At 70.5% G+C, this 20,717-nt stretch carries 15 protein-coding genes; 5 read left to right on the top strand and 10 right to left on the bottom strand.

From position 1 onward, the window contains the following. Positions 1 to 2: 2 nt before the first annotated feature. A complete protein-coding gene (locus AOK22_RS16210) occupies positions 3 to 995 on the bottom strand; it encodes a helix-turn-helix domain-containing protein (RefSeq protein ID WP_055699367.1) in 993 nt (330 codons plus the stop codon). Between the two features lie 220 nt (positions 996 to 1,215). Further along, complete coding sequence (locus tag AOK22_RS16215; RefSeq protein ID WP_107101946.1) at positions 1,216 to 2,106, bottom strand: EamA family transporter; 891 nt, start codon at positions 2,104 to 2,106, stop codon at positions 1,216 to 1,218. Positions 2,107 to 2,266: 160 nt separating this feature from the next. Here AOK22_RS16215 and AOK22_RS16220 point away from each other — a divergent pair, with 160 nt between their 5' ends. Both AOK22_RS16220 and AOK22_RS16225 read left to right on the top strand, forming a co-directional pair. Next, entirely contained in the window at positions 2,267 to 3,568 is a 1,302-nt protein-coding gene (locus tag AOK22_RS16220; protein WP_055699368.1) for an MFS transporter, read from the top strand. 37 nt (positions 3,569 to 3,605) lie between these two features. Beyond that, positions 3,606 to 7,565, top strand: a complete 3,960-nt coding sequence (locus AOK22_RS16225; protein ID WP_055699369.1) for a non-ribosomal peptide synthetase — start codon at positions 3,606 to 3,608, stop codon at positions 7,563 to 7,565. A gap of 3 nt (positions 7,566 to 7,568) precedes the next feature. Here AOK22_RS16225 and AOK22_RS40880 read toward each other — a convergent pair whose 3' ends face one another. Then, complete coding sequence (locus AOK22_RS40880; RefSeq protein WP_141753729.1) at positions 7,569 to 9,605, bottom strand: cytochrome P450; 2,037 nt, start codon at positions 9,603 to 9,605, stop codon at positions 7,569 to 7,571. A gap of 107 nt (positions 9,606 to 9,712) precedes the next feature. On the opposite strand from AOK22_RS40880, the gene AOK22_RS16235 reads away from it, so the two are divergent. Next, complete coding sequence (locus tag AOK22_RS16235; protein ID WP_208606406.1) at positions 9,713 to 10,627, top strand: phenylalanine 4-monooxygenase; 915 nt, start codon at positions 9,713 to 9,715, stop codon at positions 10,625 to 10,627. A gap of 26 nt (positions 10,628 to 10,653) precedes the next feature. Here the strand turns inward: AOK22_RS16235 and AOK22_RS16240 are convergent, their stop codons facing one another. The 7 genes from AOK22_RS16240 to AOK22_RS16270 are packed head-to-tail and all read right to left on the bottom strand — an operon-like array spanning position 10,654 to position 17,554. Beyond that, a complete protein-coding gene (locus tag AOK22_RS16240; RefSeq protein WP_055699370.1) occupies positions 10,654 to 11,622 on the bottom strand; it encodes an amidohydrolase family protein in 969 nt (322 codons plus the stop codon). Then, positions 11,619 to 11,867 (bottom strand): hypothetical protein, encoded by a 249-nt coding sequence (locus AOK22_RS16245; protein ID WP_055699371.1) that lies wholly within the window; start codon positions 11,865 to 11,867, stop codon positions 11,619 to 11,621. The genes AOK22_RS16240 and AOK22_RS16245 overlap by 4 nt, the downstream gene beginning before the upstream one ends. Further along, positions 11,864 to 12,844, bottom strand: coding sequence for an amidohydrolase family protein (locus AOK22_RS16250; protein WP_055699372.1), 981 nt, complete (start codon positions 12,842 to 12,844; stop codon positions 11,864 to 11,866). Before AOK22_RS16250 ends, AOK22_RS16245 begins: the two co-directional genes overlap by 4 nt. Further along, on the bottom strand, positions 12,841 to 14,340 hold the full coding sequence (locus AOK22_RS16255) for an AMP-binding protein (protein WP_055699373.1): 1,500 nt from the start codon (positions 14,338 to 14,340) through the stop codon (positions 12,841 to 12,843). The genes AOK22_RS16250 and AOK22_RS16255 overlap by 4 nt, the downstream gene beginning before the upstream one ends. Before the next feature lie 2 nt (positions 14,341 to 14,342). Then, positions 14,343 to 16,025 (bottom strand): aspartate aminotransferase family protein, encoded by a 1,683-nt coding sequence (locus AOK22_RS16260; RefSeq protein WP_055699374.1) that lies wholly within the window; start codon positions 16,023 to 16,025, stop codon positions 14,343 to 14,345. Further along, the gene (locus AOK22_RS16265) at positions 15,991 to 16,662 is read right to left on the bottom strand and encodes a GNAT family N-acetyltransferase (protein ID WP_055699375.1); all 672 of its coding nucleotides are present in this window, start codon (positions 16,660 to 16,662) and stop codon (positions 15,991 to 15,993) included. Before AOK22_RS16265 ends, AOK22_RS16260 begins: the two co-directional genes overlap by 35 nt. Before the next feature lie 58 nt (positions 16,663 to 16,720). Further along, entirely contained in the window at positions 16,721 to 17,554 is an 834-nt protein-coding gene (locus AOK22_RS16270) for a fatty acid desaturase family protein (RefSeq protein ID WP_055699376.1), read from the bottom strand. 809 nt (positions 17,555 to 18,363) lie between these two features. On the opposite strand from AOK22_RS16270, the gene AOK22_RS41480 reads away from it, so the two are divergent. Both AOK22_RS41480 and AOK22_RS16280 read left to right on the top strand, forming a co-directional pair. Next, a complete protein-coding gene (locus AOK22_RS41480; protein WP_055699377.1) occupies positions 18,364 to 19,305 on the top strand; it encodes a methyltransferase in 942 nt (313 codons plus the stop codon). 52 nt (positions 19,306 to 19,357) lie between these two features. After that, complete coding sequence (locus tag AOK22_RS16280; RefSeq protein ID WP_055699378.1) at positions 19,358 to 20,659, top strand: aminotransferase family protein; 1,302 nt, start codon at positions 19,358 to 19,360, stop codon at positions 20,657 to 20,659. The last annotated feature ends 58 nt before the right edge of the window (positions 20,660 to 20,717 follow it).

Here is a 20,717-nt window from a genome sequence, read left to right on the forward strand (position 1 = left end):
CACTACGCCCCTCCTCCCCGCTCACAACTCCGCAGCAGCGCCTGCCCTTCCGCCGTGGCCACATGCAGCGCCCTCCCGTGCCCGCGGACCGTCGTCACCAGGCCCGCCGCCCGCAGCACCTTCATGTGCTGGCTGATCGCGGGGTGGGTCACCCCCAGGAGACGGGCGAGTTCGACCGTGGAGGAGCCGGTGCGCACCGCTTCCAGGACGGCGGCGCGCGTGTGTCCGACGAGCGCTCCCAGCGCGCTGTCGTCCGGGCGGCCCTCGGCCTCGGGGCGCGTCCAGTCCCCCGCGTGCTCGATGGGGTACACCAGCACGGGCGGCAGCCCGCCGTCGGCGAGCGTGATGGGCGTGGGCCAGCAGAAGAAGGACGGCTGCAGGATGATCCCGCGCCCGTCGAGACGCAGCTCGTGATCGACGGGGTAGTCGACTTCGAGGACCGGCGGCCGCCAGCGGAACTGCGGGCCGAGGCCGGACAGCAGCCCCTCGGTGCCGCCCTCGAGGAGGCTGCGCATGCGCAGCATGCGGTCGGCGTCGATGTGCACGCGCACGCGCCGCCAGAACGGTGCGAGCACTTCCAGGTGGTACGTGTGGAGCGCCTGCCCCAGTTGCCGCAGGGTGTCGCCGTCGCCGCCCGCCAGCGCGTGCGTCCAGCCGGGGAGACGGCGGGACGCGGCCACCCGCCGCAGATCGGCGTGGAGGCGCGGCCGCGGCGTGCGCACGAGCGTGTCGACCGCGGCCTCCAGCGTCTCCCCGCCGCCGTGGCTGGGCGTGAGGAAGTCCGGCGAGTTCCCGTACGGCGGCAGGAGGGGCGCCAGGAGCCGTGAGCTGTCCGGCAGCCGCGGTCTCGCCCAGCGCCGCCACTCGCCGAACACCCGTGCCCCGTCGCTCCGTTGGAGGGTCTGCACGCTGTTGCTGATCTCCCACAGATGGTCGGGGCCCGGGGCGACCCGCACCCGCGCCAGGTCCTCGGACGTGAAGTACACGCGCAGCATGGCTTGTTGCTCCCCCGTGCCTCGTACTCGACTCGATGGACACCGCGGCTCCACGGCCCCGTGGCTCCGTGGCCCCGTGGCCCCGTGGCTCCGTGGCTCCGTGGCTCCGCGGCTCCGCGGCTCCGCGGCTCCGCGGCAGGGTCCAGGCGATCTCCGGGAGGCCGCCGCTGTCAAGACACGTATGCCCCGCGCCTGGTAGGGGAGTTGGCCGCTCCGGCTATCACTCGCGGCGCGCAGGCCCCGGAGTGAGGAGCGCCCCGCCGCACGCGACGACCACCAGCGCCATGGCCAGCCACTGGAGCGAGCTCAGCGACTGGCCGAGGACGAGCAGTCCGGCCAGCGCCGCCGCGGGCGGAGCGAGGCTCATCAGGACGGAGAAGACGACGGGCGGAATCGTGCGCAGGGCGATGAGTTCCGATGCCGTGGGCACGACCGAGGACAGCACGGCCACGGCGACGACGAGCCAGATGTCCCCCGCTTCCGGCAGGGTCACGCGCCCGAACACCGACCCCACCGGGACGCTCACCGCGGCGGCGACCGCCATCGCGACCGCCAGCCCGTCGAGCCGCCGGAAGCGTGCCCCGGTCCGCGCGCTGAGCAGGATGTAGCAGGCCCACAGGGCCGCGGCGCAGAGCGCGAAGCCCACTCCGGCGGGGTCGAGGCCGCTGAAGCCGTCCTTGCTCAGCAGGAACACGCCCGTGAGGGCAAGCACCGCCCACAGCGGGTCGGTGGCGCGCCGGGAGCCGAGGAGCGTGAGGGTCAGCGGACCGAGCAGTTCCAGGGTGACGGTCGGCCCCAGGGGCATGCGTTCCATCGCGAGGTAGAAGCAGCTGTTCCAGGCGCAGAGCGTCAGCCCCAGGAGGCCCGCCACCCCCCAGTCCCCGGTCGCGTGGCCCCGCAGGGCGGGACGGCAGATCGCGAGCAGCAGTACCGCGGAGACCGTCAGACGCAGGACGAGGACGCCCCAGACGCCCACGCCGGGTATCAGCAGGGCGGCCGCGGCGGACCCGAACTGGACGGCCACGTCGGCGCCGAGCAGGAGGGCCAGGGCGCCCGCCCTGCCGCGTACGGGCGTGGCGCACTCGCCCCATTCCGTGGGGCCCGTAGTCACGCTCGTACCGGCACAAAGACACGCCCGGATGAACACATAGTCACGTCCGTCTCTTTTGTTCCGAACCTGTGAGTTGGCGCCTCGACAAAGGGGAATTCAGTGACGTGTGCGTCGGAGGGTGGCATGGACATGTGTTGGGGCTGATGACACTATCTGACGAATGGTCGACGACAGCAGAAAAAAATCCTCGATCTGGCAGAATCGCGAATTCCTGTTGTTATGGAGCGGTCAGACGGTCAGCGAGATGGGGACGCAGATCACCGTTCTCGCCCTGCCTCTGGTCGCCGTCGTGCTGCTGGATGCCACCCCCTTCCAGGTCGGCCTGTTGGCGGCGGCGGAGACGAGCGCGTACCTCCTGGTCGCGCTGCCGGCCGGCGCCATCGTGGACCGGGTCGCCAAACGGCGGCTGATGATCTGGTGCGACATCGCGCTCTTCCTGGTGATCGGTTCGGTGCCGCTCGCCCATGCCCTCGATGCCCTCACCCTTGTCCACCTCTACGCCGTCGCGCTGGTCTCCAGCGTCCTCTCCGTCTTCTTCGCGGTCGCCTACCAGGCCTATCTCCCCGCGGTCCTCGAACACCACCAACTCCTCGACGGCAACGGCAAGCTGGCCGCCTCCCGGTCGGTCGCGCAGGTCGCCGGGCCCAGCTCGGGCGCGGGGCTCGTGACGCTGATCGGGGCCGCGGGGGCCATGGCGGCCGACGCGGTCTCCTTCGCTCTCTCCGCGACCGCGCTGTCGGGCATCCGTACCCCGGAACCCCGGCGCAAGCCCGACCCGGGCCCGAAGCCGACGATGCGCTCGCAGATCCGTGAAGGCCTCGACTACGTCCTGCGCGACCGCATCCTGCGCAACTCGGTGGCGTTCAACGGCACCGCCAACTTCTTCGTCATCATCGTGGAGACCCTGGGCCCGGTCTTCCTGATCCGCACGCTCGACCTGCGCCCCGGCCTGGTCGGACTGCTCCTCGCGCTGGGGGCCGTCGGCGGTGTGGCGGGCGGCGTGGCGGCCAAGTACCTCGCCCGCAGGTTCGGCTCCGCGCGGATCAGCTGGATCTCGATGACCGTCCTCTCGCTGCCGGGCCTGCTCATCCCGATGGCCGGATCCGGCTGGTGGGTGCTCCTGTTCGGCTTCGGCTGGATCTCGTGGACCTTCTCCTCCACCGTCGCGGGCATCTCGCTGACCAGTTACCGCCAGGCTGCCTGCCCGCCGGAGCTGCTCGGCCGGGTCAGTGCCGCGGCACGCTGGATCACCTGGGGCACGCTGCCGGTCGGCGGCATCGTCGGCGGTGGGCTCGCCACCGTCTTCGGCGTCCAGACCACCCTGTGGATCGCCGTCATCGGCGGCTGCTGCGCGGGCCTTTGGCTGTTCTTCTCGCCTTTGCGGGGCATGCGGGACATTCCTCTCCATCAGCCCGAGCCGGAGGCTGCGGCCGCGTCAGAAACCGTGGCCGAAAAGCCGTAGGACCACCGCGTCATACCGTCATCGGATGGGGGAACCAATGATCCCGCTTTCCTACGCCCAACGCAGACTGTGGTTTCTGTCCCGAATCGAAGAACAGGGCTCCGCCTACAACGTGCCCCTGGCACTCCGGCTGACCGGACACCTCGACCGCGACGCGCTGATCCAGGCCTTCGACGACGTCGTCGAGCGGCACGAGGTGCTGCGCACCGGCTACCTGGAAGTCGACGGCGAGCCCTACCAGGAGGTCCGGGAGGGCGAGCGCGCCCGGCCCGACTTCCTCATACGGCAGAGCGATCCGGAGCGGCTGGCCGAGGACATCCACGAGGCGGCACGCCACGTCTTCGACCTCGGCACCGAGCTCCCCGTCCGATGCCTGCTGTTCGTGCTCGGCGAGAGTGAGCACGTCCTGCTGGTCCTTTCCCACCACATCGCCGCCGACGGCTGGTCGATCGGGCCGTTGACCGCGGATCTCACCACGGCGTACGAGGCACGGTGCGCGGGCGACGCGCCGGAATGGGAGGAGCCGCTGCCCGCGCAGTACGCCGACTACGTGGCCTGGCAGCGCGACTTCCTGGGCGATCCGGACGACCAGGGCAGCCTTCAGGCACGGCAGTTGCGGTACTGGACGTCCGCCCTGGAGGGGCTGCCGCCCGAGCTGGAGCTGCCCTACGACCGGCCACGCCCTGCCGTGTCGGCGCACCGCGCGGGCAGCCTTCAGTTCCGGCTCGGCACCGCCGTGCAGACCCGCCTCGCCGCGCTGGCCAAGGAGAGCCGGGCGACGGTCTTCATGGTGCTGCAGACCGCCGTGGCGACGCTGCTCTCGCGGCTCGGGGCCGGCACGGACATTCCGCTGGGCTCGGCCGTCGCGGGCCGCACCGAGGAGGAGTTCGAGGAGCTCGTCGGCTTCTTCGTGAACACCGTCGTGCTCCGCGCCGACCTCTCCGGGGACCCGACCTTCCGGGAGCTGCTCGCCCGCGTGCGCGACGGCGATCTGGCGGCCTACTCGCACCAGGACCTGCCGTTCGAGAGGCTGGTGGAGGCGGTCAACCCCGACCGCTCGCTCAACCGGCACCCGCTCTTCCAGACCATGCTGACCTTCGAGGTCCGCTCCACCGCGCCCTGGCGCCTGGGCGCCCTGGAAGTGACGCCGGTGGAGACGGTGACCAGCTCCACCAAGTTCGACCTGCTGTTCCAGGTGGAGGAGGAGTACGGACCCGCCGGCGCGCCCCAGGGCATCCGCTGCGTCGTCGACTACGACACCGAGCTGTTCGACCACGCCACGGTCGAGTCCCTGGCCTCCCGCCTCGTACGGCTGGTGAACACGGTGGTGGCCGACCCGGACGTCCCCGTCCACGACATCGACCTGCTGGACACCGCCGAACGCCGCAGGCTGCTGCACGACTGGGGCGGCGCCGGGGACGACACCCGTCCCAGCGACGGCACTCCGGCGTCCTCCCTGGTCGAACTCGTGGAACGGCAGGCCGCCCGTACCCCTGACCTGCCCGCGGCCCGGTACGGCAAGGACGTACTGACCCACGCCGGACTCAACGCGCGGGCGAACCGGCTCGCCCGCCGTCTGGTGGCCTTCGGCACGGGACCCGAGGACGTGGTGGCCGTCGCCGTGGAGAGGTCCGTCGACCTGCTGGTCTGCCTGCTCGCCGTGATGAAGGCGGGCGCCGCCTATCTGCCCCTGGACCCGGGCTATCCGGCCGACCGCTTCTCCTTCATGCTGACGGACTCCCGGGCCTCGCTGCTCCTCACCACCGACTCCGTGCGCGACGGCCTGCCGGACGTCGGCGTGCCCGTCTGGCACGTCGACCGGCCCGCACCCGTCGAGCCGGGCGCCGACGCCGACCTCACGGACGACGACCGCCGCGCCCCGCTCAGGGACCTCCACCCGGCCTACGTCATCTACACCTCGGGGTCCACCGGCACGCCCAAAGGGGTCGTCGTCCCGCACCGTGCCCTGATCGACTACATCGCCTGGATGGGCCAGAAGTACCCCGGTGCGCGCGGGGTCGCCCTGCTGGGCTCGTCGGTGACCTTCGACATCTCCGTCACGACCCTGTTCGCGCCGCTGATCGTGGGCGGCTGCGTGCTCCTCTCCCCCCTGGAGTACGACCCGGAGCTGGAGGCGTGGCTGGCGGACCATCCCTGCACCCTCCTCAGCGCGACCCCGAGCCACCTCGCGCTGCTCGACGCCCTGCCCCCGGCCTTCGTGCCGACCGTCGACCTGATGCTCGGCGGCGAGCCCCTCACCGCCGAGGCGCTGGAGCTGTCGCGGCGTAGACGTCCCGGCCTCCGGGCCCACAACGTCTACGGCCCCACCGAGATCACGGTGACGTGCACCGAGTACGCCGTCGAGCCGGGACAGCGGCTGGCACCCGGCCAGATCACGATCGGCACCCGCCAGCCCGGCAACCGCCTCTACGTCCTCGACGAACGGCTGCGTCCCGTCCCCGTCGGCGTGAAGGGCGAGCTGTACGTGGGCGGGACCGGCGTGGCACGGGGCTATCTGGGCCGACCGGGCCTGACCGCACAGCGGTTCGTCGCCGATCCGTGGGGTCCGCCGGGCTCCCGGATGTACCGCACCGGAGATCTCGTCCGGTGGCGCCCTGACGGGACCGTCTCCTTCATCGGCCGTGCGGACGACCAGGTCAAGGTCCGCGGGTTCCGCATCGAACTCGGCGACGTCGAGACGGCGCTCGCCGGTCATCCCGCGGTGACCCGTGCCGTGGTCACCACGCACACCGCGCCCGCCGGGGACGTCCACCTCGTCGGGTACGTCGTGCCCGACGCGGGCGCCCGCCCCGAACCGGCGGAGCTGCGCCGCCACGTGGAGAGCGTCCTGCCCGACCACATGGTGCCCTCGGTGCTGATCGTGATCGACGAGGTGCCGCTGACCACGAACGGCAAGATCGACCGCGAGGCGCTGCCGCGACCGGAGTTCGGCGCGGCGGCCATCACCCGCGCGCCGCGCGGAGCCACGGAGGAGCTGCTCTCCCGCCTCTTCGCCCAGGAGCTGGGGGTGGCCGCCGTGGGAGCCGAGGACGACTTCTTCCGGCTCGGCGGCCACTCCCTGCTCGCGGCGCGCCTGGTCGGCCGGATCCGCTCGGCCACCGGGCACCACCTGGGGATCAGGACGCTGTTCGAGGCGCCCACCGTGGCGGAGCTCGCGCTGCGTCTGACGGACCGGCCCGCGCACCGGGACCCCCTGGAGCACGACGACTTCCGGACCGTGCTGCCGCTGCGCTCGTCCGGGCCGGGCCACGCCCTGTTCTGCGTGCATCCCGGCGGCGGTCTCGCCTGGTGCTATTCCGCGCTGCTCGCCCACGTCCCGGCCGACCACCCGATCCACGGCGTGCAGGCGCGGGGCATCTCCCCGGCCGGTGAACTCCCGGCGAGCGTCGAGGAGATGGCGGCGGAGTACGTCGAGAAGCTGCGCGAGGTCCAGCCGGCCGGCCCCTATCACCTCCTGGGCTGGTCGTTCGGCGGTCTCGTCGCCCACGCGATGGCGGTCCTCCTCCAGGAACAGGGGGAAGAGGTGCCGCTGCTGTGCGTGATGGACGGCTACCCCGGCGACGTGGAGGCATCGCCGCAGGACGGCGGCCCGGGGTCGGCGGTCACCAGACAGGACGCGCTCGCCGCGGTCTCCGAGGCCCTGGGGGTGGACGGCGCGGCACCGGACGGCGCGGACCGCGCCGCGGCCCTCGGTCTGACCGGGGACCAACTGGACGCCGTGGTCCGGGTCTTCGAGAACAACCACGAGCTGGCCCGGACCTTCGACCCCAAGCCGTTCCGCGGTGCCGTGCTGTTCGTGACCGCGGGCCTCGACCGGGGCGACGGACTGTCGTCCGCCGCCGAGGCCTGGGGACCGTACGTGGACGGCGAGATCGAGGACGTGCGGCTCGACTGCACCCATCACCAGTTGCTGGCGACCGGGCCCGCGGCGGCGGTCGCCGAGCTGGTCTCCCGGCGACTGCGCGGCGCGCCCTGACCGTCAGCGCGCGTCGGCGGCCGGCAGCAGAGCCAGGTGTTCGGTCCACACCAACCGGAACCGCAGTGCGGTGGAGACGACCGCCTGGCGCAGCCAGTTCCCGCCGGAACGGCCCGACGGCGGCTGCTGGTTGCGTACGCCCAGCTTGTGCCGGGCGATGTACTCGATGTGGAAGTTGACCGCGGCCGGGCTGATCCGGTGGCAGGACGCGAGGGGACTCAGTCTGCGGACGATCTCGGCGGTGCTGGGAATGGCCACCGTCGCGGGCGTGCGCAGCTGGGGCTCGCACAGCGCGACCAGGACCAGGAAGTACTTGGCCCGGGGGTCGAGGGCGAACGCCGGGGCGGGCTGCTCGGCGGGTTCCGCGTCGGCGGCGTACGCGTTGGCCGGGGTCGGCGCGCTGACGGACAGGTAGGTCGGGCCGGAGGCGGACGGCAGGCTGATCCTGGCGTGCGTGAACGGGACGGGCATGTCGACGCGGCCCGGGGCGACGCAGACGTACTCGCCGCCGCCCTCCTCGTTCTCGACCACGTAGGTGCGGGCCCGGCTGAGGTTGGTGATGAACCACAGTCCGTCCTCGGCGGCCCGGATCCGTCCGGCGACGGGTTCGCCGGTGGGGTCGTCGACGAAGACGTCGGCGGGGGCGTCGGTCAGGCCCCGGCCGAAGGTGACCTCCTCGTTGCTGCGCACCTCGACGGTCGCGGTGTCCGCTCCGGTGTCCGCGCCCGGCAGGGCGATGCGCAGGTCGGGCGAGGCTTCGTCCTCCTTCTCGGGGGCTTCGGGCGCCGGGCCGCGCGGCGGGCCTGGCCGCCGGGCCGGTGTGAGACCGATGTGGAGGCGGGACAGGCCCTGGAGGAAGTTGGACGGGCGCCGCACCGCGTCGCCGACGACCTCGATCTCCGCGATCCGTTCGACCGCGGCCGCCAGGACGCACCGCAGCTCCAGGCGGGTCAGGGTGGCGCCGATGCAGTAGTGGGGCCCGCCGCCGAAGGCGATGTGCGGGTTGGGTCGGCGGTCGAGCCGGAAGGTGTCGGGGTCGGCGAAGACCTTCTCGTCACGGTTGCAGGAGGGGTACCAGACCGCGATCCGGTCGCCCGCGGCGATCCTGGCGTCGCCGAGGACGGTGTCCTCGGCGGCGGTGCGCAGGGCGTGCAGGGCCGGTGAGGTCCACCGAAGGATCTCCTCGACCGCCGTGTCGATCAGCCCCGGGTCCTCCCTCAGCCGCCGCCACACCTCGGGCCGGCGGGCGAAGACCAGCAGGGCGCCGGCGAGCGCGTGCGAGGTGGTCTCCAGGCCGCCGTTCATCAGGCCGTCGCAGTTGAGCAGGATCTCGTCGTCGGTCAACGGGACGCCGTCCGGGGCGGCTTCGGCGAGCGCGGAGACGATGTCGTCGCCCGGCTCCTCCCTGCGCAGGTCGAGCAGGTCCCCGAAGTGGCCGAATATCTGCGTGTGCGCGGCGGTGCGGGCCGCCTCGCCGGCGGGTCCGGGGTCGGAGTCGTCGAAGGCGGCCTCCATCGTGCGGGCGAGGACCTCCTGCTCCTCCTCGGGAACGCCCAGCAGGTCGAAGAGGGCCCACCGCGGCACCTCGGCCGTGAGTTCGGCGATCGCGTCGAAGGAGGTGCCGCGCGCCAGGAGGGCGTCGAGGCGCTCCTCGATGCGGGCGCCGAGCGTGGGGACGAGGGCGGCGACGGAGCGTGCGTTGAACCACGCCTGGTGCACGCCCCGCAGGCGCCGGTGCTCGGCGCCGTCGGAGACGACGAGCATGCGTCCGGCGGCGGCCCGCACTCCCGCGGGGTTGGCCTGGAGGCGCATCCCCTCGACGGAGACGAAGCTCGTCGGCCGTCGGATCACCTCCGAGCCCTCGGCATGGCTCACGACCGACCAGAAGCCGCCGGCCAGCTCCGACTCCGTCCACGCCACCGGATGTCCGGATCGCGCCTGCCGCCACATTTCCAGATGGGTCTCGTCGGTGTACAAGTAGGGGTCGGCGAGGTCCGCGCCGGCTCGGCCGGCCGTCCATCGAGGAGTCCGAATTTTCATGGTTTCCTTTCTGGAATCCATATCGTAGCCTCCGGCTATTCGCAATGAGTACCGGCTACCTATAACCCTCCAGGGGTGACACTCACTCGACGACCCGTTAGCATACGTTGAGCGCTTCAATCATCGTCATCCACCAGGCGGTTCTGATGTTCAAGGAAGCCACCCTTTACTCTCCGGTAATCAAGAATGAGCACGGACGCGTGTCCGTGATCTTCGCAAAGGACCACCCCGGTTACCAGGACCGGCCGTATCAGGAACACCGGGCCCGTATAGCCGATCTCGCATTACGACACAAGCCCGATGAACCGGCACCCGACATTCCTTATACGGAGGCCGAGCACGAGACGTGGCGCACGGTGAGCGCGGAATTGTCCGCCAAGCACCGTGTGCACGCGTGCCGTGAATTCATCGACGCGTCGGAGCAGCTCGACCTGCGTCACGACAGGCTTCCGCAGCTCAGCGAGGTGTCAGCGCGCGTGCAGACGCTCACCGGGTTCACCTTCGGTCCGGCCGCGGGATTGGTGGCGCAGCGCGACTTCTATGGATCGCTGGCCGACCGAAGGTTCCAGGCGACCCAGTACATACGCCACCCTTCGTTTCCGCGCTTTTCGCCGGAACCGGACATGATCCATGAGGTGGTGGGGCACGGAACGCACCTTTCCAGTAATCGATGGGCGACGCTCTACGAACTCCTGGGAAAGACCGTGCGCCGCCTCGAGTCCGATGAAGCGGTCAGTCTGGTGTCCCGGGTCTTCTGGTTCACCATCGAATACGGTCTGGTAATCGAGGACGGCCGGACCAAGGCCTGCGGGGCCAGCCTGCTGTCCTCGTGCGGGGAAATGGACTACTTCCTCGGAGCGGATATCCATCCGTTCGACGCGGCCGCCATGGGACGCCAGGGCTACCTGGTGGAGAAATACCAGCCGGTGCTGTTCCGGGCCGAGTCCTTCAACCATTTCGAGGACTTCCTCAGCGAATTCCTGACCAGCATCGACGACGACAGCGAGCTCATCGCCGCCTAGCGGGACCGGGGCCCCGGCCGGCCGGTTCACGACCGGCTCCGGCCAGGGGCCTTCGGGGCGGTGTCCGCCGGGCGGCTGGCCGGGGCCAGCACCCGGAGCAGGTTCTCGTGCAGCAGCAGCGCACGGTCCCGCCGGGACACGCCGTCGAAGACGGTCGGCCCTTCGAGCACCTCCCGCATCGTGCGGCCGAGCCCTCCCGACATCCGGCCCAGCGGCCAGTCCGTCCCGAAGATCACCTTGTGGTTGATCCCCATCCGGAAGAGCCGGTTGAGGTGGTGCGGCCAGCTCCGCAGGGTGGCGGCGCTGGCGAACCCGCCGATGTCCAGGTACACGTTGGGCCGGTGCGCCGCGAGATAGGCGCCCGTCTCCACGTTGGTCACCCCGGCGTGCCCCAGGACGAAGTCGACGCCGCGGAAGTCGCGGGCCGCCTGGTCGATGTGGAGCGGATGGGCCAGTTCCGTGTCGAGGCTCGGCACACTGGGGCCGGTGTGCACGAAGACCGGCAGCGACCGCGCGGCGCACACCTCGTAGTAGGGGTACAGAGTCCGGTCCGAGGGCGAGTAGCCGCACGGCGGGTAGAGCTTGATGCCGTCGAAGCCGTAGTCGTCCAGGGTCGACTCGAAGAACGTGAGGTTCTCCGGGCCGTGGCGCGGGTCGATCCCGATGTAGACCCAGAACCGTCCCGGGTGCCTGAGCCGGATCCGGTGGTGCCGCTCGGCCATCTCCTGCGGGGTCAGCGGGCAGGCCATCCGGTGGCTGAAGTCGGGCACCAGGAGGACCGAGCGGTCGATCCCGGCCCGGTCCATCTCGGCGACCAGGCCGTCGGCGAGATGGTCCTGGTGCTGCGCCTGGTAGCCGTCCGCGATGCGGGCGGGCGACGGCGCGGACCCGCGTGCGGACAGCCGGCTGTGGACGTTCTCCGCCACCCCTTCGACGAATGCCGCCGGGACGAAGTCGGTGGATGCCACATGGCAGTGGCCGTCGTAGACGATCACTGAAGGCAGTGCTCCACCAGGCTGCGGATGCTGACCCCGTCACCCGGATCGAAGGTCGCGTAGTCGAACTCCCGGTCGCTCCGCTCCTCCAGGTAGGAGATGAGACCCACCAGCGCCATCGAGTCGAGCAGCCCGGAATGGGTCAGCTCCGTCTCGGCGCGGATGTCGGCCTCCACCTCCCCCTCGTTCCAGTTCTCCACCCACGCGACGAGATCCTTCTCCACCGCGGCGACGTCCTCGTTCACGGCCGACCACCCCTTTGCTCCGCAGGTTTCCGCCCCAAGAGGCGGAGGCTGTTGCCGCTCATGATCATTTTCCGTTCGGCCTCCCGCAGGCCGGCCACGGCCGGTGCTCCGCGCGAGAACTCCTTCACGAGTCCCCCGAGCGACTCCGACAACCGGAAGGACGGCCAGCAGGTCCCGAAGAGGATCTTGTGCGAGATGCCGGCCCGGAAGAGCCGGTTGAGATGCGTCTGCCAGCCGTCGGCGCTGAGTACCGAGTGGAACTGGCTGATGTCCAGGTGGACGTTGGGCCGGTGCGCGCAGAGGTAGGTGGCCTCGTCGACGTGGGTGACCCCGCCGTGGCCGAGGATGAAGTCCACCCCGGGGAAGTCCCGGGCCGCCCGGTCCACGAGCAGCGGGCTGCCGTAGGTGAAGTCCAGCGGCCCCCAGCCGGGTCCCGTGTGGGTGAGCACCGGGATGCCGTAGTGGGCGCAGCGCTCGAAGTACGGGTACAGGCGCGGGTCGCCGGGCTCGTACCCGCAGGGCGGGTAGAGCTTCATCCCGGCGAATCCGTACTCCGTGACGCACCGCTCGAACAGGTCGAGCCCGTCCTGTCCGCCGCGCGGGTCCACACCCCAGAAGACGTGGAAGCGGCCGGGGTGACGGCGGTTCACCCGGTCGTGCAGGGCGGCCAGTTCCGGCTGGGTCAGCGCGCAGTCGGCCGCGTGCGAGTAGTCGGGCGCCACGAGGAACGCCTGGTCGATCCCCGCCTCGTCCATCTCGGCGACCAGCTGGTCGCCGTCGTCGTCCGCGTACAGGGAGAAGACCTGGTTGCGTACGCGGTCGGGCCGGCCGGCCACGCCGTAGGCGTCGAGCCGGTGGTGGACGTTGGCGGCCTGGTGCTCGACGAAGGACCGGGGAATGGCGAGCAGGCTGGCCAGGTTGACCTGCGCGTCGACGATCGAGGGAGCGGCGGGTGCCGCCTCCGGCTCCGGGGTCACCGCGGTCCCGTCCCTTCGGCGGCCGCGCCGCGCACCGTGTCGGCGAAGTGCCGCGCCACACTGGCCCGGCTCAGCTTCAGATTGCCCGTCATGAAGCGCGGGTCGGAGCGCAGTTGCCGCGCGGAGAAGATCACGGAGACGACGCGCTGATGGGTGTCGAGCCCGCGGTTGACCTCCTCGATGCGTGCGCGCACCTTGGCGGGCAGGGCGGCGTCCTCGGGGTCGGTGGTGGTGACCACGGCTCCGAGCCGGCCGGTCTCCGGGGTGGGCACCACGATGATGTCCGCGATGCCGTCGAGCCCGGCGAAGGCGTCCTCGATCAGGGCGGGATGCACCTTGCGCCCGTTGCCCAGGACGATCACGTCCTTCTTGCGGCCGATGAGGGTGAGGAAGCCGTCGTCGTCGAGCACGCCGAAGTCGCCCGTGGCGATGCTCCCGTCGGGGCGGTACGTCTCGTCCGCGCCGTCGTCGGGGAGCTCGAAGTAGCCGCTGCTCTGGGGGGCGGGGCGCTTCAGGATCACCTCGCCGTCGTCGAGGAACCGGACATGGCCGGTGTCGAGGAGCTTGCCGACGGTGCCGAGCCGGTGCGCGTCCTCGGTGTTCCAGGCCACCATTCCGGTCTCGTTCAGGCCGTAGACCTCCAGGAGCTTCACGTCCCTCTCCCAGAACGCGTCCAGCGTCTCCCGTCTGATGGGGGCCATGCCCGTGATCAGGAACCGGATGGCGCCGCCCAGGAATTCCCCGAGCGTGCTCGTGCCGCCGGTCTTGCGGTACAGCTGGAGCGCCGTGTCGTAGAAGACCGGGGGGCCTATCAGGAAGGTGGGCCGTTCGCTGCGGATCACCTGGAAGACGCGCTGGTAGGGGGCGAGCGTCAGGTCGGCGCCGAGCCACAGGCAGCAGTAGAGGGAGAGCCGCTGCTGGTAGTTGGAGAGCGGCAGGAAGATCAGATGGCTGTCGTCCGCGGTGAGGCGGTACGCCTCGACGAACTGGTTGATCACGTACTCGGAGCCCTTGGCCGTGATGTTGAGACCCTTGAGCTTTCCCGAGGTGCCCGAGGAGTAGACGAGGCTGTGGACCTGGTCGCGGTCCACGCGTCCCGCCGTGTCCGGCACGACGTCCGGGCCGGGCAGCGCGTCCGGTGCGATCGCCGCGGGGCAGTCGGCCGTGAGGCCGTCGGCGATCAGCAGGGCGAGCTCGTGCCGGGCGATGAATCCGGCCGGGTCCGGAATCTCGGTGTCCTCGGGGAACGCCTTGACCACCGCTCCGCGCATCAGCGTCGCGAGGTCCCACAGCGCCCAGTCGATGGTGCTGGGCGCGCGGATGCCGACGAGGTGCCCCGGCTCCACACCGGCCGCCGCCAGCCGCTCCGCGCGCTCCGTGGCGAGCTCATGGAGCCGGCTGTAGGTGATGACGCGCCGCTGGCCCGAGATGTCGATCTCGGTCAGCCGTGCGTCGGTGTGCTCGCGGTAGCGCTCGCCGAGCTCCGCGATGGTCATGCTCACGCGTTCTCCAACTCCTTCTCCAGACGGGCCAGCAGGTGGGTGAGTCGCTCCTCGGCGAACAGGGCGATCCGGCCGCCGAGCATCTCCTCGTAGCCGCCGCTGCCGGTGTCCCAGGCGATCTCGACGTCGACGGTGCAGCCTCCGCCGGCCGCCGGACGCACCACGACGGTGCGGGCCAGCTCCTGCCACAGCCAGCACGGGTCCGCGCGCAGCGCGACCCCGTCCTCACCCCGTTCGACCCGGTCGGGCCAGACCACCTCGTCCTGGCCGATCCGGCCGCCGAAGTCCTCCTCCGAGTCCCGCGGGTCGGCCCGGGTGTCGCGGGCGAACGGGTCGAGGAGCCGCGGGCGTTCGTGCAGCAGCCGGACGACGTCCTCGGCGGGCCGCGCGAGGGGGACGGTGCGGGTGAGCGGGGACAGCGCCGCCGTCGGGCGTACGCTGCCCCGGGCCGCGTCGGCCTCGGCGAGGACCTCGTCGAGGACGTCCAGGCCCCGTTCGAGGTCGGCGTCGGAGATGACCAGGGGCGGCTGGACGCGCAGCACACGGGGGTTGTAGAGGGAGTACGTGGAGGTCACGCCCTCCTCGATGAGCCGTCCCAGGACCAGTCCGGTCAGGCTGTCGTCCCGCAGTTCGAGGCCGTGCATCATGCCGATGCCGCGGTGTTCCGCGATCACCTCGGGGTACCGGGCGGCCGCCGCGGCCAGCCGGGCGGTGATCCGCTCCCCCTTGGCCCGGATGTCGGCGAGGAACGCCTCGTCCGAGGCGATGTCGATCGTCTCCAGGCCGACCCGGCACGCCAGCGGGTTGCCGCCGAGGCTGGAGCCGAAGGTGGAGGGCAGGTCGCGCAGGACCTTCCAGACCTCCTCGGTGCCCACCACGGCGGACAGCGCGAGCATGCCGCCGCCGAACGCCTTGCCGACGCAGATCAGGTCCGGGGTGATGCCGTACTGCTGGTACGCGAAGAAGGTGCCGCACCGGCCGAACGCGGTCTGCATCTCGTCCAGGATGAGCAGCGCGCCGGCCTCGGTGCACAGGCGCCTGACCTCGCGCAGGTAGTCCGGCGGCGGGGTGACGACGCCGGCCTCCGCCTGCACGGGTTCGAGCAGGACGGCGGCCACGGTGTCGTCCAGGGCCTCGGCCAGCGCGTCCAGGTCACCGAAAGGCACCTGCTGGAACTCGGACATGAGCGGGCCGAGCCGTTCCTGGTGCTCGGGCCGGGCGGCCGCGCCGAGCGTGGCGAAGGTCTTGCCGTGGAAGCAGCCGAGCGCGCTGATGAACCGCGGGCGGCCGGTGGCCGCCCGCGCCAGCTTCAGGGCGTTGTCGATCGTCTCGCCGCCGCCGTTGGCGAGATAGGCGAACGGCAGCTCCTGGTCCGTGAGTTCCGCCAGCCGCTCGGTGAGGCGGATCTGCACCTCCTCGAACATGATCTTGGTGCTGTTGAGGACCCCGGAGTCGAGCTGGTCGCGGATCGCGGCGATGATCCGCGGGTGGGAGTAGCCGAGGGACTGGTTGCCGTACTGGTCGAACAGGGCGAGGAAGGACTGCCCCGCGTCGTCGAGGACGGTGGATCCGGTGCCCCCACCCTGGACACCGCATCCCATGACGAACGCCATCTTCGCGTAGGTGGGGTGGTTGTGGGCCGCCTTAGCCTCGGCCAGAACCTGCCGGTATGTCCGCATACTCGGACGATCCCCTCGCGTAGGCGTCGAAGTCCTGGAAGAAATACCTGAGCACCTGGTTGGCGTCGTCGCCCTCTTCCTTGCAGCGGCGGGCCGCCGCCGGCACGTCGAGGGCGGCGACCATGCTCAGCGGTGCGCCGGTGAAGCGGGGGTCCAGATAGGGCCCGTGGACCGGGACGAATCCGATGTCGGTGTAGAAGGAGCGCAGCCGGCCGTCACGGTCGTCGACGAAGAAGTCGCCCAGGATGCAGGTCACTTGGTGCACCTGGACGCTGTGCACCAGCGCCTCGCGCATGAGCCGCATGCCGACCTTGCGGTTGCGCATGCCCGGCAGCGTCATCAGGTGACCGAACTCCACGAGCCGGTTCCCGGTGCGCAGTTCGTCGATCTTGGCGACGTCCTCGCAGGGCAGTCCGGCGGGCGAGTCCGGGACGATCTTCACCGTGCCGACCGCCTCGGCTCCGGCGTACGCGAGCAGGTAGTAGGCCTGGGCGTCGAACTTGTCGAAGGTGTCGGCGGTCTGCGCCGTGTCGGTGAGCCGCTCCTGGTCCTGCACGTACACCGCGTCCCGCAGTCGAAGCACATCCGCGTTCTCCTCGGGTGTGCGCGCCCGGCGGAAAGTGATGTCGTCGAGCATGGTCCCTTCCTTCCGTCCGTCCACGATCTCGTGTCCGTCAACGTTGCGGTGAGGGTGGCTACTTGCTGCCGACGAAGCTCTTGAAGTAGGCGAAGTAGCCGGTGTGGTAGTGACGCAGGCTGTCGCGCACCTCGACATGGAGGTCGGGCAGCCGCTCGATGGGAAGGTTGGGCATCAGGTGGTGCTCGACATGGAAGTTGTTTCCGTTCGTGTACCAGGTGAGCAGCTTGTTGGACTTGATGGTCCGGGTGTTGGCGAACGGCGAGCGGTCCAGCGTGTCGCAGCGGAAGTGCTCGGGCAGCTCGATCAGGGCGTGCGCCGGTGCCGCCACCACGACCAGCGGGATCAGCCAGACCCAGACGGCCGCGAGGCTCGCGAACACCACCGAGAGCGCGACCGCGACGGCGAGGGCGGCCACGGCCAGCAGGTGCTCGGCGCGTATGCGGCGGGTGTTGACGGCGCTCTCGCCGTCGAAGTTCCTGCCGCGCACCGCCTTGCCGACGCCGATCGCGAACTGCCAGTAGTGGTACGCCATGGTGAAGCGGGCGAGCCAGGTCAGCGCGGAGCCCAGCCGGCTCTGGTCGCCCTCGCCGTACTGGTCGCCGTAGTCGAAGAATTCGCGGTTCCCCGGGGTGCCGAGGTCGCGGTGGTGGCGCATATGAGCCACTCGATAAGCGGTGAACGAGATCAGCATCGGCAGACCGAGCAGCACGCCCACCACGCGATTGGCGCGCCTGCTGCGGTAGGCGAGACCGTGCAGCGTCTCGTGCTGGAGTTCCGCGGCATGCGCGAACATGAGCCCGATCAGCAGGACTCCGGGCAACCGCAGGGACACCTGCGACTGGAGGGCCAGCCAGCACCCTCCGGCCGTGATCAGGGCACAGACCAGCACTTTAAACGTGAATAATCGGCCGCGTATCTCACCCCGAATTGCGTTTCGCACTTCACGGATGGCCACTGCATCCATCGTTGGACGGGCGTCACTTCTCGCCGCTCCGTCCGCTGGGCGTCCCATTAATCCCCCTTATCGACCGACCGCTGTCGGGAGCAATGAAGTGAGGGGCTGCGATGGACGACTGCAGCCGCCAGGATGGAAATCTCCACTGCCACGAGGCAGGGTCCTGTGACGGAGATCTGCTTCATCTCTCCGGCGTTCCGAATACGCTCAAATCGTGGTGCGTCGGGAATCTCATTGGCCAGGACAGCTGTATCTCCGGGGCGCCAGTGGCGCACCCGCATGCCATCTTCATTGGGGGTGGCACCCCCAGTCAAGGCCCACTTTCCGAACTCCGACATTCCGGTGGTTCGCTCCGCGAACAGGCTCCAATTTTGGTGCAAAATGGGGCCGATCAGGTGTCTCGGGCACGTCCCGGCACCTGTCCGGGGCAAGTTCCGGCACCCGCCGAAAGTAATCCTCCCGGTGTGTATAGTCTACGATTGCCCGAGCCAGATTCGTCACTCTCGGTATACCGAGCGGAATCGCAACACCCCCCGAGGGGCCCTCGTACGGTTCCGTCTCTCCCCACGCAAAGCGCATCCGCGGACATCGGTCCCGCACTCAAGGACGCCCCCGCTCCGCATCGCGGCGAAAGCGGACGTCACCGGCTTGCTGGAGGATTCTTGGCTGCTGAACCATTGCGCGACGTCGCGGCGTTGTTGGACGTCTATCGGCAAGGACTCGTCTTTCACAGCCTCTGTGCCGTGAGCCGGCTGTCCATCCCCGACCGGATGGGGGACGACAGACACGACATCGCCCGACTCGCCGAAGAGACCGGGACGGACGAGGACGCCCTGCGGCGGATGCTCGTCCTCCTCGCCGGCAGCGGCTTCGTCGACCTCGACGCGAAGCTCGTCAGCGCTGCGCTCACCGAACGGGGAAAGGTGCTGCGCCGCCGTCACCCGATGTCACTCTGGGCGACATTCGCCACTTTCGGCATCCCCGACGTCGGACACGCCCTCAGCGGAACCCTCAAGGACGGCGCGCCCGCCACCCGGCACGCCCTGGGCGTCGACTTCTGGGAGCACCTGACCAAACACCCCGACCAGCAACAGATCTTCGGCCAGGCCATGGCCGAGCAGGCGCGGCTCCTGACACTGCCGTGCGTGCCGCTCCTGGACTGGCCCGCGGACGGCACGGTGGCCGACATCGGCGGCGGCATCGGGGTGCTGCTCGCCGACATCCTGGACGAAGTACCGGACGCCCAGGGCATTCTCGTCGACCAGCCCGACGTACTCGACCGCGCCCGCGCCCACTTGGCGGAGCAGGGCGTCGACGACCGCTGCACGGTGCGGACCGGCGACCTGTTCGTCCCGCCGCCCCGGGCCGACGTCTATGTCCTCTCCCGGGTCCTGCACGACTGGGACGACGACAGCGTGGCCGCCATCCTCGACGCCGTACGACGCGGCGGGGACGACACGGCCGTACTGCGGATCTTCGAGGACGTCCTGCCGGACGACGCCGTTCCGTCGGCGATCCAGGGCTGGGCCGACGTCGCCATGCTCGCCCTCTACCACCGCGCGAAGGAACGGACGTTGCCGGAGTACCGGCAGCTCCTGGAACGGGGTGGCTGGCGACTCGAACGGGTCGTGCAGGGGCCGCCCGGCATGTGTGTCATCGAAGCACGCCCGCTCGCCACCTCATGACCGTGGCGACCGGGGAACCACCGCCCACGGACCGCAGACAAGGAGCCAGGCCGTGATCGATCGAGACACGTATCCGCTGTGGAACAGCCCGAGCATGGGCGCCTATCTCACCACCTTGTCCCAGGAGAACATGCTGGTCGAGGGGCGGGGCGTGCGGGTACGCGACAGCGCGGGACGCTGGTTCCTCGACGCCCGCTCCGGGCTGTGGAACGTCACTCTCGGATACGACCACCCCCGGGTGACGGAGGCCGTCGAACGGCAGCTGCGCACGCTGCCGTTCGCCAACCTGGTCGGCTACGGCCGGCCCGGGGCGATCGCCGTGGAGGCCGCCGAGGCGCTGCTCCCCCACCTCCCGGTCCACATGAACAAGATCCGCTACTGCAGCAACGGCTCCCAGGCGGTGGAGACGGCGGTCCTGCTCTCGCGCTTCCTGCACCAGAGCAGCGGCGACCGGGAACGGCTCGCGGTCTTCGGCATGTGGCGCGGCTACCACGGTCTCGGCTCGGGCGCCGGCGCCGTGACCGGCATGTCCTACGTCCACGACCAGTCCGGGCCACTGCTGCCGGAGGTCCATCACGTCGCCGGGCCGTTCGAGGGAACGGGCGCCCCCGGCGAGGGACTTGAGCAGACGATCACCGCGTACGGTCCCGAGCGCGTGGCCGCGGTGGTCCTCGAACTCGTCGTCGGTGAGGGCGGGCACGTCCTGTCCGACGCCTATCTGCACTCGCTGGAACGGTTCTGCCGCGGTCACGGCATCCATCTGATCGTGGACGAGGTCAGCACCGGCATGGGCCGCACCGGCGCGTTCACCCGCACCGAACAGGTCGGCATCCGCCCCGACGTCCTCACCCTCGGCAAGGGACTGAGCTCCGGATACGCGCCGTTGTCCGCGGTGGTCCTCTCCGACGAGATCTCGGCCCGCCTCTTCGACCTGGACTTCGAGCAGAAGTTCCTGGTCGGCTCGACCAACGACGGGCACCCCCTGGGCCTCGCCGCGTCGATGGCCGTCATCGACACGCTCGCCGACGGCGAGGTGCTCGACAACGTCGAGGCCATGGGCGCGCTGCTGCGCACGGGCCTGGAGGAGGTGGCCGCGCGTCATCCGCACGTGTCGGCGGTCCGGGGCACCGGTCTGATGCAGGCCGTCGAGATGGCGGTGGCCGAGGACGGGGCGCTGGCCGGCGGCGCGGTGGCGGACCATCTGCGCCTGGCCCTGGAGGAGCGGGGTGTGCTCGTCTCCTCGCTCGCCATGGTCCCCGCCATCATGATCATCCCGCCGTTGGTCGTCACCTCCTCCGACGTGGAGGAGATCGTGACCTCGCTGGACAAGGCGCTCGCGGACATCCGGTACTGACCGCCCGCGGCACCGACGAAGCGGCCCGGCCCCCTGCCGAGAGGCAGGGGGCCGGGCC

Origin of the sequence: Streptomyces silaceus (assembly GCF_001419745.1) — a bacterium.
Taxonomy (GTDB): domain Bacteria; phylum Actinomycetota; class Actinomycetes; order Streptomycetales; family Streptomycetaceae; genus Streptomyces; species Streptomyces silaceus.